Source organism: Arthrobacter sp. StoSoilB5 (genome assembly GCF_019977235.1).
GTDB lineage: Bacteria > Actinomycetota > Actinomycetes > Actinomycetales > Micrococcaceae > Arthrobacter.
Window position 1 is genome coordinate 173,146 of sequence record NZ_AP024646.1, and the last position, 14,829, is coordinate 187,974.

The window sequence follows — 14,829 nt, forward strand, 5'->3', positions numbered from 1 at the left end:
CAACTACGCAGAAACCCGCACCGAAGGTTCGGTCGCCCCCTTGCTGACTTCCGGCGTCGTGGTCTCCCCGCGGAAGGCGGCCAGCATCGCCTCGCGATCGAATTGTCCCTCCCACTTTGACACCACGAACGTGGCAACGCAGTTGCCAAGCAGGTTGACCACCACGCGCATGGAATCCATCAGCCTGTCGGCTCCGAGCAGCAGTGCCACGCCCGCCACGGGAAAGATTCCCAAGGCTCCTGCCGTAGCGGAGAGGGCAAGGAAGGCTGAACCGGGAACGCCGGCCATGCCTTTGGAAGTCAGCATGAGAATGCCCAGGGCAGCCAGTTGTTGGCCCAAATCGAGGTTATGGCCGAACGCTTGGGCGAGGAACAGCAAGGAGATCGAAAGGTAGAGCGCGGCGCCGTCGAGGTTGAAAGAGTAGCCGGTGGGAACTACTAGCCCCGTGGTTGCCCGGGAGCATCCGGCGTTTGTCAGCTTGGCCATGATGCGCGGCAGCACTGATTCCGTGGATGCGGTGCCCAGTGCCAGGATGAACTCTTCACGGGAGTACTTGATGAACTGCCACAGTGGAACACGTGGGTAGGCCCAGGCCACGATGAACAGCAGTCCGATGAAGACCAGTGCCGAACCGTAGCATGCAGCCACCAGCAGGGCGTACGTGCTCAAAGAACTGAGTCCGTACTGGCCGATGATGAATGCCATTGCCCCGAAGGCCCCCACCGGGGCAACCCGCATCACCCAGGCCATGATCTTGAAGAAGAGTTCCAGGGTCGTCTCCATGAGGTCGATGACGGGCTTGCACTTCTCCCTTCCCACCACAACGATTGCGGCTCCGAAGAAGACGGCGAAACAGAGGACCTGCAGCAGGCTGTTGGATGCGAAAGCTCCAACCACGCTGGTGGGGATGATGCCCAGCAGGAATTGTCCTGCATCCTTGGGTGGGGCCGTCGTGGTCTTGGCGTTGACGGCGTCCTCGGACAGGGAGGCCGGATCAATGTTCAAGCCGGCTCCCGGCTGGACGATGTTGGCCACGAGCAGCCCGAATGCCAGCGCGAAGAGAGTTGCGGCGGTGAAATAGATGAGCGCTTTGACGCCAACCCGGCCAACCGACTTCACGTCGCCCACAGCCGAGATGCCGGTGACGATGACCAGGAATATCAGTGGAGCAATGATCATTTTGATGAGCTGAATGAAGCCGTCGCCGAGGGGGCGAAGCGCGGACCCGATACCCGGCCAGAGGTAGCCGATGGCGACCCCCAGCACCACCGCCACCAGGATCTGGAAGAACAGGGATTTATAGAGTGGCTTCTTTGCCGCTGGGCTCGCAGCAACAGCAAGTGCGGGAGTCTTCAAGGTGGCGCCTATCTGTGCGAGGCCATGCAGGGTCACGGCCGGGGATCACACATGACGCTATGAGGGGCGTGTTTCGGAAATGCTAATTTCAATGCCTCTTTGTGTTTAATATCGGAATCAAGATTTCACGATACGAAAACGCTAGTTCAGTTGAAGTGGTCGGCAGCCTTCGGCAAGCACTTCAGATGGCTTTGTCGTCGGCTTGTGGAGCTCATCGAGAAACAACCTGTAGGAGACGACGCCCGCATTCACGGAACCGGTGGAGCAGCAGCAGCGGTAGACGTGCGTCATCCACGGGCCGGGCAGGAGGGCTCGAAGCCACGAGTCGCACTCAGTCAACGAGAGTGAAGCTTGAATTCCGCTATCCCTGCTATGAGCAGCAATGGACACAGTGACACATGTTCCTGCGGGGGCTGGGCCCGCGGCAAACCAGCCCCATTCCACGGTCTCGACGACGATCGTCACGTTGATGTTCTCGTTTTCGAACGAAGAAGCGGGACCCATTCGGTGGAGTCGCCGGCCGATGTGGCCATCGCGGTGTGAAAGCCCGCTGACTGCCTGCCGGAGTTCATTGAGTTCGGCGCCATGTTTATTGCGGATCCTCGCGTTGAGGTCCTTGGCCAACGGTCCCTCTTCTGCGGTGTTTGCAGGTGCGTCGACGGCCGGGGGAACGGGCGCTGCAAGAGAAAACGAGTCACGGAGAGGCTGCTCAGGCCGGTGCACAACACCTCCAGGAATCGATCAACATGGCACGGGTGAGACGAGAATACCGTTCCAAAAATCAAATCGCTAGAGGAAACGGCCAGCTTTACCCTTGCCGCAGCCCGTCGGCATCCAACACAAGGTTGGCCGTGATGAAACGACCGCACTGCTCACCAAACGGATAGTCGCCCTTGGGGGTGAAGGTCAGCGTCCGCACAGGCAGTGCGGTCCCGGACGGAGAGGTGCCGCTCACGGTGGCATCAATGGGGGATTCCGTCAGGTTGGGCAGGAAGAGGTTGCCGTGCAGGGTGCCGTCCGGGGAGGACGTTGCCGAGCACACGCCCTCCGGTGCGCAGCCCTGATCTACGGAGACGCTTCCGGGAAACAGTTCCAGCTCCGCCTCCGTGCAGGCGCCATCTTGGCATGCCTTCATGCGAATGGACTTAACCCCGTCCACGTAGCTGGCCTGAATGGTCAGGGCCACCACCGGCGCCATAGCGATGGCCGGGCACGGGGGTGGCGATTCCGGATAGCAACCAGGAATCAGCGAGGTCATCGCCGCAAGGGTCCAGGCCAACCCGATCTTGCCCATGATTCAGCGTAAGCCGGGCCTTGGTCCCTGCACCCGGATCCCAGGCAAAAGCACCCGCATCGTTACGGCACCCACGGGCCCGTTGCCGAACCGACACCACGCCCCAATTGCCGCCTAGGCTGGAAGCCGCAATCCGCCGTCGTGCATTTCCGCGAGGCCGTCGAGCAGCAACCCGTCGAGTGCCCGTTCCAGCTGTTCCGGTGCTGAATTGAGCCGGTGCAGCGCCGCTAGCGGGACCCCGACGCCGGATGGGGCGAAACCGAGGTCGGCAGGCGCCTGTTCAAACATTTCGCGAGGAACCGGGGTATCAGCTTCGCGGAGGACGGCCATCACGGCTCCGCGGACTTGCCGGTCAGTGCCGTGCCAGGACTGGCCCTTGGGCGTGTACGACGGCGGCGGCTCACCTGCCGCGAGCCAGGCGCAGCTCGAGCGCACGGGGCACTCCACGCATTTGGGAGTGCGCGCAGTGCACACCATGGCACCGAGTTCCATGACGGAGGCGTTCCACCGCACGGACAGGGTGCGGTCTTCGGGCAGCACGGCGTCGGCCAGGCGCATCTCCGCTGCGGTGAGCGTCGGAGCGGGCAGGGCGTGACCGGAGATGAGGCGTGCATGGACGCGGCGAATGTTGGTGTCCACCACTGTTTCGCGGCGTCCGAAAGCAAAGGCGGCGACGGCGGCAGCGGTGTAATTCCCGACGCCCGGCAAGGTAAGGAGCTCCGGACAGCTGTCCGGGACCTCGCCTCCGTGCTCGTTCCGGATTGCGACGGCGGCCGCGTGCAGTCGCAGCGCCCGGCGCGGATAGCCAAGACGGCCCCAATGGCGCACCGCCTCCCCTGAAGGCTCGCTGGCAAGGTGGGTGGGCGTGGGCCAGCGTTCCATCCAGTCCCGCCAGACCGGCAGCACGCGGACCACCGGGGTCTGTTGGAGCATGACTTCGCTGACCAGGATCCCCCAAGCGCTGCACTCAGCCTCGCGCCACGGGAGGTCTCTTGCGGTCTCGCCGAACCATTCGTCCAGGGCGTGGTGGAGCTCACCGAGGTGGTCGGTACCGGGAAGTGCCATGCGTCAGATCTCCCGGACTGTTGAGGTTGGCTGGCGCCGGAGCGCCGGAATGCTGCCCTCTACTGTAGTGGAAACGGGAACGGCAATGCTGCTGCGGTGCACGTCACACAGGGTGGGTTTGGCGTCCGGCGGCGTGGTGGTGGCGTGCTGCGGAGTGGGCCCGCCTAGCCTAGAAACATGGCCAATCAGGGTAAGAACCAGTCGTCCGCGCGCACATCAGCGCCGGCGAAGGGTTCTGCCCGTAATTCGGGCGGTGCAGGCCGCCCTGGCACCCCGACGCAGAGTCGACGTCCAAGCCCGGCCGTATACCGCCGTCGTAGGCAGTTTGTCTTCGGTGCGCTGCTGCTGGTGATCGCCCTGGTGGTGGCTGGCGTGATGGCAATCAGCGGTGCGCTCGCAAGTAAGTCCGAGCCGCAAGCGATCAACACGGTGGAACCATCGCAGGTCCCCACCCAAGGGAATGCGCCCACAGCAGGCACCGCTTCCCCTTCCGCAAAGCCCACGCCGGTATGCGACCTGAACCTGGTGACCGTCGCTGCTGCTACCGACAAGCCAGCCTATGGGGCGGAAGAAAAGCCGCTGCTCACCATGACCATCACCAACGGCGGGACGGCGCCATGCGAGGTCAACGTTGGCACGTCGCAGATGGAGTATGTGGTGATGAGCGGCTCGGACCGGATCTTCTCCTCCAAGGATTGCCAGGCAGGAAGTGAAGACCTGGTCAAGACCATCCAGCCCGGCAAGAGCGAGACCGCAAACTTCCCATGGCAACGCAACCGGACGCTGGAAGGCTGCGCTGCGATCGACGCAAAGCCCGGCACAGGCGGCGCCTACTACACGTTCGAGGCCCGGTTGGGGAACAAGTCCAGCGCCAAGGCGGTATTTCAACTGAACTAGCGGCTGGTTGAGGGCGACCGGAAAGCGTCCGACGGCGGCAAGCGGCTTTTAGAGGAAACGGTCCAGCAAGCTTGCCTCGGCCATGCGGCTCAAACCTTCGCGGACGGTGCGTGCGCGCTGATCGCCGATTCCATCCACGGTCATGAGGTCATCGATGGTGGCTGCCATGAGGTTCTGCAAGCCGCCGAAGTAGTCCACCAAGCGATCGGCGACGGCCTTCGGCACGGACTTGAGGCCGGACAGGAGACGGTAGCCGCGGGGTTGGACCACAGCATCCAGCTGCTCAACGCCACCAGCGAAGCCGATGATGTGGGCGATCCTGCTGAGGTCAATCAATTCCGTCGGGCCAAGGTTAAGGAGTGCCTGCACGGCTTCCTCGATGTCCTCGGGTGTGGCGTCCGGATCTGAGTAATCGCGGATGATGACGTCGCTGCCGGGGCCGCGGCCCATGGTGAGTTCCTCCACCTGCAGCGAGAGCAAGCGGCCGTCTTCGCCCAGTTCCAGGACATATTGGGCAATTTCCTCGGAAATGCGGCGGACCATTTCCTGGCGTTGTAGGGTGACCGCGACGTCCCTGACGGTGACCAGTGCTTCAATCTCAAGTGCTGAAAGGGAACTGGTGACTTGGTCCAGCCTGGCGCTGTACCGCTCCAACGTTGCGAGGGCCTGGTTGGCGCGGGCGAGGACTTTCTCCGAGCCCTCCAGCACGTGGCGCAAGCCATTCACGTACAGCGCGATGATCTGCATGGACTGGCTGACAGAGATAACGGGAACGCCGGTCTGGATGGCGACGCGCTCGGCTGTGCGGTGCCTGGTGCCGGATTCCTGGGTCTCGATGCTCGAGTCGGGAACAAGCTGCACAGCGGCGCGGACAATATTGCTGGCGTCTTTGTCGCAGATGATGGCGCCGTCCATCTTGGCGAGCTCACGCAGACGGGTGGGCGAGAATTCGATGCCGATATCGAATCCGCCGGAACAGATGGAATCGATCGTGCGGTCCGAGCCCAACACAATCAAGGCGCCGGTGCGTCCACGAAGGATGCGCTCCAAGCCGTCCCGTAAGGGAGTTCCGGGTGCGACTCTGGCCAGAGTCGCCTTGAGCGACTCTTCCGGGCTCCGGGCCATAGGGTTTCCCTTCGAAGGTGCAAGCCATGGCTCACAGAAAAGCTGAATCCGGCATCTGCGGGCGCTTCGAAAAATGCCCTGATGACGACTAGCACCATGATATGGCTTCCGGGCACCGTTAACCGCACCAGCAAGCCCCAAAGTGGGTCATTTCGTTATGTACGGGAACTGCCTGAAGGTGCGTTTTCTTGCCTCGCTGGCAAGGGCTGTTTGGGCCTATTGGGTGGTTGACGTGCGTCAATATAACAAATTGGTGTAGATATTCTAGTAATCCACCTGCCGCTTGAGCTTGTTTCCCAGCCATAGCATCGCCAGGCTCACCGCGAGGAAGCCGACGGAAATGGCCAGGGCAAAGACAATAACGCCGCCCCAGCCGCCTGCCCGGCTGGGGTCGATGAACCAATAGGGGTACCAGTTCACGAAAGCGCCGCGTATCAGGCTGTAGACCAGGTAGCCCACAGGGTAGAGCAGCCAGTACCAGATGTGGCGGGTGGTCAGGGTTGCCCGGGGTGGTTGGAAGAGCCAGTCCATCACCATGACCACAGGGATCAGGTAGTGGACCACGAAGTTGACCCAGGGAAGAAGTGAGCCCAGGTCCTCGCCGGCAAGCAAAGCTCCGAATACCAGTCCAACTACGGCCATGGCGATGGTCGCCGTGCCGCGGGTGACGTCGTCGATTTCGCTGGGTCGTTTCCGGATCAGGACCCTGTATCCGCTGATGAGCAGCACCACGGCCGCGAAGATATTGGACAGGTTGGTGAAGTAGCTGAAGAAGTTCCAGACGTCGTACCCCATGCCTAAATGAACCGTCAGCTGCGTTCCCACTGCCACCAAGGTCAAAAGGCCAAAGAAGAGGCGTCCCCCAATAAGCACAGTCCTTTTGGTCATGGCCCAATCCTTGCCGAAGCCGCGTCGCCGCATGCCTGCGACACTCCGGGAGCGGCCCAGCACTCCGGCCACGCCCGCCCGCTACGTGATCAGCAGCTCCAGTGCCTCTGCAAGATGCCCCACTTCGCGCACGGAGAAGCCCTCCGGGATAACGCCCGCACCGGCCGGACTGGCAGGAACAATGGCGTGCGTGAAGCCCAGGCGGTGTGCCTCTTGGATGCGTTGGTTAATGCCCGGGACGGGGCGGACCTCGCCTGCCAGCCCAACTTCACCGAAGGCAATGAGCCGTTGGGGGAGTGCCTTCCGCGATTTTGCCGAGGCCACGGCCAAAGCAACGGCCAGGTCCGTGGCCGGTTCGCTGAGCTTTACGCCACCGACAGTAGCCACATAGGAATCGTCCTTGTGAAGCATGCACCCCGCGCGCTGCTGAAGGACTGCCAGCAACATGGCCACACGGGAGCTCTCCAGCCCGCTGGTAGCCCGCCGGGGTTGGGCATTGGCGCTCTCGGCGAGCAGCGACTGGACCTCAGCGAGCAACGGGCGGCGGCCTTCCATGGTCACCGTGATGCACGTGCCTGAGACGGGCTCCCGGGTTCGCGACACAAACAGCCCACTGGGATCGGCCAGGCCTTCAATGCCGGCCTCGTTCAGGTCGAAGCAGCCGACGTCGTCCGTGGCGCCGTACCGGTTCTTGACGGCCCGGAGCAGCCTTAGCCGCGAATGGCGCTCGCCTTCAAACTGACACACGACGTCCACCAAGTGTTCCAGGAGGCGAGGCCCAGCGATGGTGCCGTCCTTGGTCACATGCCCCACCAACAGGGTGGTCATGTTCCGCCGCTTGGCCGCAGCGATGATCGATGCAGCTACTTCCCGCACCTGGGAGACGCCACCGGCGCTTCCTTCGACGTCGGCACTGCTGAGCGTCTGCACAGAGTCCACGATCAGCAGCTTTGGCTCAAGCTTCTCCACTTGGCCCAGCGCCTGCCCCAGATCCGTTTCCGCCGAAAGATAAAGAGTATGGGCGACGGCGTCGATCCGCTCCGCGCGCAGTTTCACCTGCGCGGCGGATTCCTCACCGGTGATGTATAGGACGTCCTGCCCGGTGCGCGCGAACTTCGCGGCGACGTCCAGCAGCAGCGTGGACTTCCCGACGCCGGGTTCCCCAGCGAGCAGGATGACGGCACCGGGAACGAGCCCTCCTCCCAGAACGCGGTCGAGTTCGTCGACGCCGGTGGGCAGGAACGCCGCGGTAGTGCCATCTACCTCAGCGATACGGCGGGCCGGCTCCAAAACTGTGGCGGCCGCCGTCGTACGCGCGACTGTGGCGCCGAACTCTTCAACAGTTCCCCACGCCTGGCACTCACCGCACCTGCCCACCCACTTGATGGCCGTCCAGCCGCATTCGGCGCACTTGTAAGCGGGTGTCTTGGATGCGCGGGAGGTCTTGGAAGCCATGGGTTCAAGGTTAGTCGGGGGGACTGACAGTATTTGCCCCGCGAGGTGGCACTTAATGACAATCCCAGTCAGCAGAATTGTCATTAAGTGCCATCTCGGCGGGAACCTACAGAGCCGGCAGCACGGCCCGTGCCTCGTCGGATTCCAGTCCGCTCGCCTCCAACAGGTCCACCATGAGCGGCCGGAACAGCATCACCACGGTTTCGCCCTCAAGTTTCTGAACGTCCAGCATTTTGGGGTGCAGGCGCGAGGCGATGTCTGTCAGCTCATTACGGGCGTGCCGTATGTGGACGCGGCGTGTTCCCTCGCTCTGCTCCGCCAAACCGATGGTCAGCTCATCGATGGCAGCGGCAGTTTCCTGCAGCACCTCGGAGATGCTTTCAATTGCTTCGTCGGACAACGCAGCATGGTTGATTGCGCTGGTGAGCCTGCGGGCAAAAACCCGGCTGTTACGGAGCGCGAGGTCGATGTATTCCAATGAGTGCTCCAGACCAGCAAGCTCATCGCGGTGCCTGCGATGTGCAGGAGCCAGCGTCGCTACTTCTCCCGAGGCCCGCAGGGTCTGCCGCATCCGGTCCACCAAAGGCTGGCAATTACGCCCCCGAATCAGGGCATGCCAGGCGATGGTCGAGTCGCTTTCGACCATGGCCTTGGCGCACTCACGCAGTACTTCGGCGAGTTCGTGCAGGATCTTCTGGACGTCTTTTCGCGGCTCCCGGCGTGGATCCTTTGGCACCAAAATAGTCACCAGCAACGCGAACACCCCGCCCACCACGGCATCCAGGCTTCGCGTGAACGGCCCGCCTGCCGGGGCCGGCAGCAGCACCACCAACAGCGATTGGAGCCCCAGCTGGGTGGTAAAGATCGTGCCGCTGTCCAGGAACCTTGCCAGCAGGATAGAGAAAAGAAGCACGACGGCGGCCTGCAGGATCCCAGCGCCCAGCCAGTGGAGCAGGAGGTCGCCCACCACGATGCCAAGCGTGCAGCCCAGACCAACCTCCACAACACGACGCAAGCGCGGATCGCGGGAGAAGCCCAGGGCAATCAACGAAGAAGTCGCTGCGAACAAAGGCCCTTGGTGGCCCAGGACGTATTCCGCGAAAGCGTAGGCGCCAACGGCACACACCGTCATTTGAATAGCTGGCGTCAGGGAGTTCCGGCTCCGTACCAAACCTGTCCGGACTCTGGCACGCAGGAACCTCTTGCTTGCAGAAAATCCCTTCGCGGCAGCCATGTCCACCAGTCTATTTGCCCAACCCGGGCAGCGATGACGTGAAGGACACTAAGCCGTGCACCACGCAGGCCCATTCAAGGTGGCACGCGCCACATAACCCAATGGTCCGCCGTCGTTCACCTTGCGTTCACCTTCCACGTCAGGTCCCGTTACCTGCGCTGCTTACCTTCAGTAAAGGCACAAAAGGTCCACAGCTCACGCACGCCGAAATCTCCGTTCGGCCCGCATCAGAGAATCCCTGGAAGGGGTACATCCAAGTGAAGGCAACTCGCTTCGGCCGCAACGCGGCAATCGCGGTCATCGCAGCTGGCGCTCTCGCGCTTACCGCTTGCGGTTCAGACAACGCAACCGGCACCGCCGCTGGCACCCAGTCGGCAGCATCAGGCACCAAGGTCACCGGCACACTGACCGGCATCGGTGCTTCCTCCACCGGCGCAGCCATGGACGCCTGGAAGGCCGGCTTCGCAACAGCCAACCAGGGCGCAACCGTGCAGTACTCCCCGGACGGTTCCGGCGCAGGCCGCAAGGCCATCATCGATGGTTCGGCACAGTTCGCAGGCTCGGACGCGTACCTGAAGGACGAAGAGCTCGAGAGCTCCAAGGCCAAGTGCGGCCCCGAAGGCGCCATCAACATCCCGGTCTACATTTCGCCGATCGCCGTCGCCTTCAACGTTCCGGGCGTCACGGACCTGAAGCTCGACGCCGCAACGGTCGCCAAGATTTTCCGCGGCGAAATCGCCAACTGGAACGACCCCGCAATCGCCGCCCTGAACGCTGGCGTTACCCTGCCGGACCTCAAGGTCACGCCGGTGAACCGCTCTGACGACTCCGGAACCACCACCAACTTCACCGACTACCTCGCAGCTGCTGCTCCTGAGGTCTGGACGGACAAGGCCGCAGGCATCTGGCCGGCAACCCTGAAGGGCGAGAACGCCAAGGGCACCTCCGGCGTGGTCAAGACCGTCACCGACACCCCGGGCGCCGTGACCTATGCCGACGATTCCGCTGTCTCCGGCAAGCTGGGCACCGCTTCCATCAAGGTTGGCGAGGAATTCGTCAAGATCTCCGCTGATGCCGCTTCCAAGGCTGTCGAAGCCGGCAAGCCCGTTGATGGCCGCGCGGCCAACGATGTTGCCATCAAGCTGGACCGCAAGACCACCGCATCGGGCGCCTACCCGGTAGTGCTCGTTTCCTACCACGTTGTGTGCACCACGTACCCGACCAAGGACGTTGCTGACCTGGTCAAGGCCTTCGAAAGCTACGTAGTTTCCGACGAAGGACAGAAGACCGCCGCTGACGCTGCCAAGTCCGCACCGCTCTCCAAGACTCTGCAGGACAAGGCCAAGGCCGCCATCGAAACCATCAAGGCCAAGGCCTAAGGTTTCCGGCGGGTTTGCCTGAACCCGGCTAAACACTGAAGTTCCCTGTCCCGTGCGAAGTTGCCACAGTGCCACTTCGGCGGGGCAGGGAACTTAGCCATGTAAGACCAGTTCACTGAGACTGAAGGATCGTGAAGTGACCACCAACTCCCTGACAACCTCCCAAGGCGCAGGCCGCGCCGGGGACAAGGTTTTCTCCGGGGCCGCCTTGGCCGCAGGGTGCCTGATTCTTGCGGTTCTCTTCGGAGTCGCCCTGTTCCTCGTGGTGCAGGCAATCCCCGCGCTCGTCGCGCCGCCTGAGGACATCCAAGGCGGCCACGGCTTCTTCGCCTACATCGCCCCGATCGTGGTGGGCACGCTCATCGCTGCCCTGATCGCGCTCGTCATCGCCACGCCCGTCGCGATTGGCGTGGCACTGTTCATCTCGCACTACGCCCCGCGCCGGTTGGCCTCGGGGCTTGGCTACGTTGTGGACCTGCTGGCCGCCATCCCCTCCGTTGTCTACGGTGCTTGGGGTGCCGCGTTCCTGGCCAAGGAAATCTCCCCGGCCTACGACTGGCTCGCAAACAACCTGGGCTGGATCCCCATTTTCCAGGGCCCGGCATCGGCCACCGGCAAGACCATCCTGACCGCCGGCATCGTCCTGTCCGTCATGGTCCTGCCCATCATCACCTCCCTGTCGCGCGAAATCTTCCTGCAGACCCCCAAGCTGCACGAGGAAGCTGCGCTCGCATTGGGAGCCACCCGCTGGGAAATGATCCGAATGGCTGTTCTTCCGTTCGGCCGTCCGGGAATCGTGAGCGCCATCATGCTGGGCTTGGGCCGTGCCCTTGGCGAGACCATGGCCGTTGCGCTGGTGCTTTCCTCTGGAGTCCTGACTGCGAGCCTCATCCAGTCGGGCAACCAGACCATCGCCGCCGAAATCGCCTTGAACTTCCCGGAAGCCAGTGGACTCAAGGTCAACACGTTGATCGCCGCAGGCCTGGTGCTGTTCGTCATCACCCTTGGCGTGAACATGATTGCCCGCTGGATCATCACCAAGCACAAAGAATTCTCGGGAGCCAACTAAATGACCGCCACCGTAGTCCGCAAGCGTTCGGCGCTCACCAAGGGCCAGCTGCCCAAGTTCGCGCCCTACATCGTCCTGGCAGTTGCACTGATCGTGGGCGCAGCCATCCTGGCCCTCATCGGTTTCAACGCCTTCGGCTGGGGACTTGTCTCCGCGATCCTCTTCACCATTGGCCTGGTCTCCTGGAGCGCTGCTGTTGAAGGTGCCCGAAAGGCAAAGGACAAGCTGGCCACGTGCCTGATTGTCGGGGCTTTCCTGATTGCCCTCCTGCCGTTGATCTCCGTCATCTGGACTGTGTTGGTGAACGGCATTCCCGGCCTGGTAACTCCCGGATTCCTGGGTACGTCCATGAACGGCGTCACCGGTGCCTTCGACAACAAAGCTGCGGAAGAAGGCGGCAAAGTCCTCGGCGGCATCTACCACGCACTGCTGGGCACCCTCCAGATCACGCTCCTTGCCACGGTCATCTCCGTGCCGGTCGGCCTTCTCACCGCGATCTACCTGGTGGAATACGGCAATGATCGCCCGCTGGCCCGCGCCATCACGTTCTTCGTGGATGTCATGACAGGCATTCCCTCCATCGTGGCCGGCCTCTTCGCGGCAGCGTTCTTCTTCGCGGTTGTCGGCCCCGGCACAAAGACCGGTGCGGTAGCCGCCGTCGCGCTTTCCGTACTGATGATCCCGGTAGTTGTTCGCTCCAGCGAGGAAATGCTCAAGATCGTCCCGAACGAGCTCCGCGAGGCCTCGTACGCGCTCGGCGTGCGTAAATGGCGCACCATCACCAAGGTGGTTATCCCGACGGCGATCTCAGGCATTGCGTCCGGCGTCACTTTGGCGATCGCCCGGGTAATCGGCGAGACCGCCCCGATCCTGGTCACTGCAGGCTTCGCCACCACCATCAACAACAACGTGTTTGGCGGTTGGATGGCCTCGTTGCCGACGTTCATCTACACCCAGATCCTGAACCCGACGTCGCCGTCCAACCCCGGTCCTTCTGACCAGCGGGCTTGGGGCGCCGCTCTGGTGCTGATCATCCTGGTGATGCTCCTGAACCTCGGAGCGCGCCTCATTGCCCGTCTGTTCGCTCCCAAAAAGGGACGCTAGCCGGGCCTGTCGTCAGATTTCCGGGCCCACCCAAACGAACAACTTCCCAAAACCCCCAAGGAATAAGGAACACCATGTCCAAGCGCATCGACGTCAAAGACTTGAATGTCTACTACGGCAGCTTCCTGGCTGTCGAGGACGTCAACATCAACATTGAAGCCAAATCCGTCACGGCCTTCATCGGTCCGTCCGGTTGTGGCAAGTCCACCTTCCTCCGCACTCTCAACCGCATGCACGAGGTCCTTCCCGGCGCACGCATTGAAGGTGAGGTCCTGCTGGATGGCGACAACCTCTACGCCCCCGGCGTTGACCCCGTTACTGTTCGGACCCAGGTTGGCATGGTCTTCCAGCGCCCCAACCCGTTCCCCACCATGTCCATCCGGGACAATGTTCTGGCCGGCGTGAAGCTGAACAACAAGAAGATCTCCAAGGGCGAAGCCGATGCCCTGGTGGAGAAGTCCTTGGTCGGAGCCAACCTGTGGAATGAGGTCAAGGACCGCTTGAATAAGCCAGGTTCCGGCCTTTCCGGTGGCCAGCAGCAGCGTCTGTGCATCGCCCGTGCAATCGCCGTGGAACCGCAGGTGATCCTCATGGACGAGCCCTGCTCCGCGCTGGACCCCATCTCCACGCTGGCTGTTGAGGACCTCATCAATGAGCTCAAGGACCAGTACACCGTGGTGATCGTGACCCACAATATGCAGCAGGCGGCCCGCGTGTCCGACAAGACTGCGTTCTTCAACATCGCCGGCACCGGAAAGCCCGGAAAGCTCATCGAGTTCGCGGACACCACCAGTATCTTCAACAACCCCACCCAGAAGGCCACGGAAGACTACGTCTCCGGCCGCTTCGGATAAGGGTCAGCAGGTTCCGGCTTTTGGGGGAGCCGGCAATGAACGACGGCGGCCGTCGCCTTGGGGGTACGGCCGCCGTCACTTTTTGTTGGATTTACAGGTCCGAGAGGGGCGAGAACGCCAACTCCAGGATGAAAGCCATGGCGGCTGTAACGAGAGGCGTGGCCACCCAGAACAGGAGAATCCTCCGCACAAGGCGCCTGTTGGTGGTGGCGAAACGCTGGTGGGTGCCCGCTCCCAGCACGGACGCGGTCAGCGTGTGGGTTGTGGACAGCGGTAACTGGAGTCCGATTGCTCCGATGAAGAGCATCACGGACGTCAGGGTTTGCGCCACGAACCCTCGAAGAGGGTCCACGCGGATCAACTTGTAACCCAGGGTGTGCGAGATCCTCCAGCCACCAAACATGGTGCCCGCTGTGAGCATGATCGCCGTCAGAAGCAGAATCCAAAGGGGCAACTCGCCCCCGCTGGACAACCCGGCCGCTACCAAGGCCAGCAGGAGGACGGCGGCAGTACGCTGCCCATCCTGGAGGCCATGGCCGAACGCCACGGCTGCGGCAGAAACGGCCTGCGCACGGCGAAAACGCCTGTTGATGACATTCGGCTGCGTATAGCGTGCCGCCCACGTCACCGGCCACACGAGCAAGTAGGCCGCCAGGAATGCGATCACTGGGGAGAGGACCAAAGGCAAAGCCACCTGGGTAAGGAGGACGTTGTCCACGCCGTTGATCGAATTCCCACCAACCAGTACGCTCGCACCGCCGGCGCCGATTAATCCGCCCACAAGTGAGTGGGTGGAGGATAAAGGAATGCCCCGCCACCATGCGTAGATGCCCCAGATGATGGCGGCGGCGAGGGCAGAGGTCAGCATTGTGAGCCCGCTAATGCCGTTGGGCAGTTTGATCCAGGACTGGGTAAACGCAAGGACGAAGCTGCCGCTGAGCATGGCGCCAAGGAAGTTGAAAACAGCTGCAAGGAGCACAGCCACGGACGGCGTGAGGGCCCGTGTCCTTGTGGAAAGTGCTACGGCATTGGAGACGTCACGGAAGCCGTTGAGGAACGCGAACCCTGAAGCCAAACCCACCACGAGGATCAGGAATGCAACGGTCACG

The 14,829-nt window shown here is 62.5% G+C and carries 14 protein-coding genes; 5 read left to right on the forward strand and 9 right to left on the reverse strand.

What is annotated here, in order from left to right; genetic code table 11:
• Window positions 1–3: 3 nt before the first annotated feature.
• From LDN75_RS00830 to LDN75_RS00845, 4 genes are all read right to left on the reverse strand, one after another.
• Window positions 4–1,356, reverse strand: coding sequence for a cation:dicarboxylase symporter family transporter (locus LDN75_RS00830; RefSeq protein ID WP_223935314.1), 1,353 nt, complete (start codon window positions 1,354–1,356; stop codon window positions 4–6).
• Window positions 1,357–1,497: 141 nt separating this feature from the next.
• Window positions 1,498–2,079: a hypothetical protein gene (locus tag LDN75_RS00835; RefSeq protein WP_223935315.1), complete on the reverse strand. Its 582-nt coding sequence runs from the start codon at window positions 2,077–2,079 to the stop codon at window positions 1,498–1,500.
• Between the two features lie 85 nt (window positions 2,080–2,164).
• Window positions 2,165–2,650 (reverse strand): hypothetical protein, encoded by a 486-nt coding sequence (locus LDN75_RS00840; RefSeq protein WP_223935316.1) that lies wholly within the window; start codon window positions 2,648–2,650, stop codon window positions 2,165–2,167.
• A gap of 114 nt (window positions 2,651–2,764) precedes the next feature.
• Window positions 2,765–3,715, reverse strand: coding sequence for an A/G-specific adenine glycosylase (locus LDN75_RS00845; protein ID WP_275959797.1), 951 nt, complete (start codon window positions 3,713–3,715; stop codon window positions 2,765–2,767).
• Window positions 3,716–3,892: 177 nt separating this feature from the next.
• Here LDN75_RS00845 and LDN75_RS00850 point away from each other — a divergent pair, with 177 nt between their 5' ends.
• The gene (locus LDN75_RS00850) at window positions 3,893–4,612 is read left to right on the forward strand and encodes a hypothetical protein (protein WP_223935317.1); all 720 of its coding nucleotides are present in this window, start codon (window positions 3,893–3,895) and stop codon (window positions 4,610–4,612) included.
• A gap of 48 nt (window positions 4,613–4,660) precedes the next feature.
• On the opposite strand, the gene disA is transcribed toward LDN75_RS00850, so the two are convergent.
• The 4 genes from disA to LDN75_RS00870 all read right to left on the reverse strand — a co-directional run bounded on the left by disA (window position 4,661) and on the right by LDN75_RS00870 (window position 9,314).
• The gene (gene disA / locus LDN75_RS00855; protein ID WP_223935318.1) at window positions 4,661–5,737 is read right to left on the reverse strand and encodes a DNA integrity scanning diadenylate cyclase DisA; all 1,077 of its coding nucleotides are present in this window, start codon (window positions 5,735–5,737) and stop codon (window positions 4,661–4,663) included.
• A 264-nt stretch (window positions 5,738–6,001) separates the two neighbouring features.
• Window positions 6,002–6,625: a Pr6Pr family membrane protein gene (locus LDN75_RS00860; protein ID WP_223935319.1), complete on the reverse strand. Its 624-nt coding sequence runs from the start codon at window positions 6,623–6,625 to the stop codon at window positions 6,002–6,004.
• An 81-nt stretch (window positions 6,626–6,706) separates the two neighbouring features.
• Entirely contained in the window at window positions 6,707–8,080 is a 1,374-nt protein-coding gene (radA, locus tag LDN75_RS00865) for a DNA repair protein RadA (protein WP_223935320.1), read from the reverse strand.
• Window positions 8,081–8,186: 106 nt separating this feature from the next.
• Window positions 8,187–9,314 carry an FUSC family protein gene (locus LDN75_RS00870; protein WP_223935321.1) on the reverse strand — a complete coding sequence of 376 codons (1,128 nt, stop codon included), beginning with the start codon at window positions 9,312–9,314 and terminating at the stop codon, window positions 8,187–8,189.
• Between the two features lie 257 nt (window positions 9,315–9,571).
• On the opposite strand from LDN75_RS00870, the gene pstS reads away from it, so the two are divergent.
• The 4 genes from pstS to pstB all read left to right on the forward strand — a co-directional run bounded on the left by pstS (window position 9,572) and on the right by pstB (window position 13,720).
• A complete protein-coding gene (gene pstS / locus LDN75_RS00875) occupies window positions 9,572–10,693 on the forward strand; it encodes a phosphate ABC transporter substrate-binding protein PstS (protein ID WP_223935322.1) in 1,122 nt (373 codons plus the stop codon).
• Window positions 10,694–10,829: 136 nt separating this feature from the next.
• Window positions 10,830–11,762, forward strand: coding sequence for a phosphate ABC transporter permease subunit PstC (pstC, locus tag LDN75_RS00880; RefSeq protein WP_223935323.1), 933 nt, complete (start codon window positions 10,830–10,832; stop codon window positions 11,760–11,762).
• Window positions 11,763–12,866, forward strand: coding sequence for a phosphate ABC transporter permease PstA (gene pstA / locus LDN75_RS00885; protein WP_223935324.1), 1,104 nt, complete (start codon window positions 11,763–11,765; stop codon window positions 12,864–12,866).
• 74 nt (window positions 12,867–12,940) lie between these two features.
• Window positions 12,941–13,720 carry a phosphate ABC transporter ATP-binding protein PstB gene (pstB, locus tag LDN75_RS00890; RefSeq protein ID WP_223935325.1) on the forward strand — a complete coding sequence of 260 codons (780 nt, stop codon included), beginning with the start codon at window positions 12,941–12,943 and terminating at the stop codon, window positions 13,718–13,720.
• 91 nt (window positions 13,721–13,811) lie between these two features.
• Here pstB and LDN75_RS00895 read toward each other — a convergent pair whose 3' ends face one another.
• Window positions 13,812–14,828, reverse strand: coding sequence for an inorganic phosphate transporter (locus tag LDN75_RS00895; RefSeq protein ID WP_223935326.1), 1,017 nt, complete (start codon window positions 14,826–14,828; stop codon window positions 13,812–13,814).
• Between the last annotated feature and the right edge of the window lies 1 nt (window position 14,829).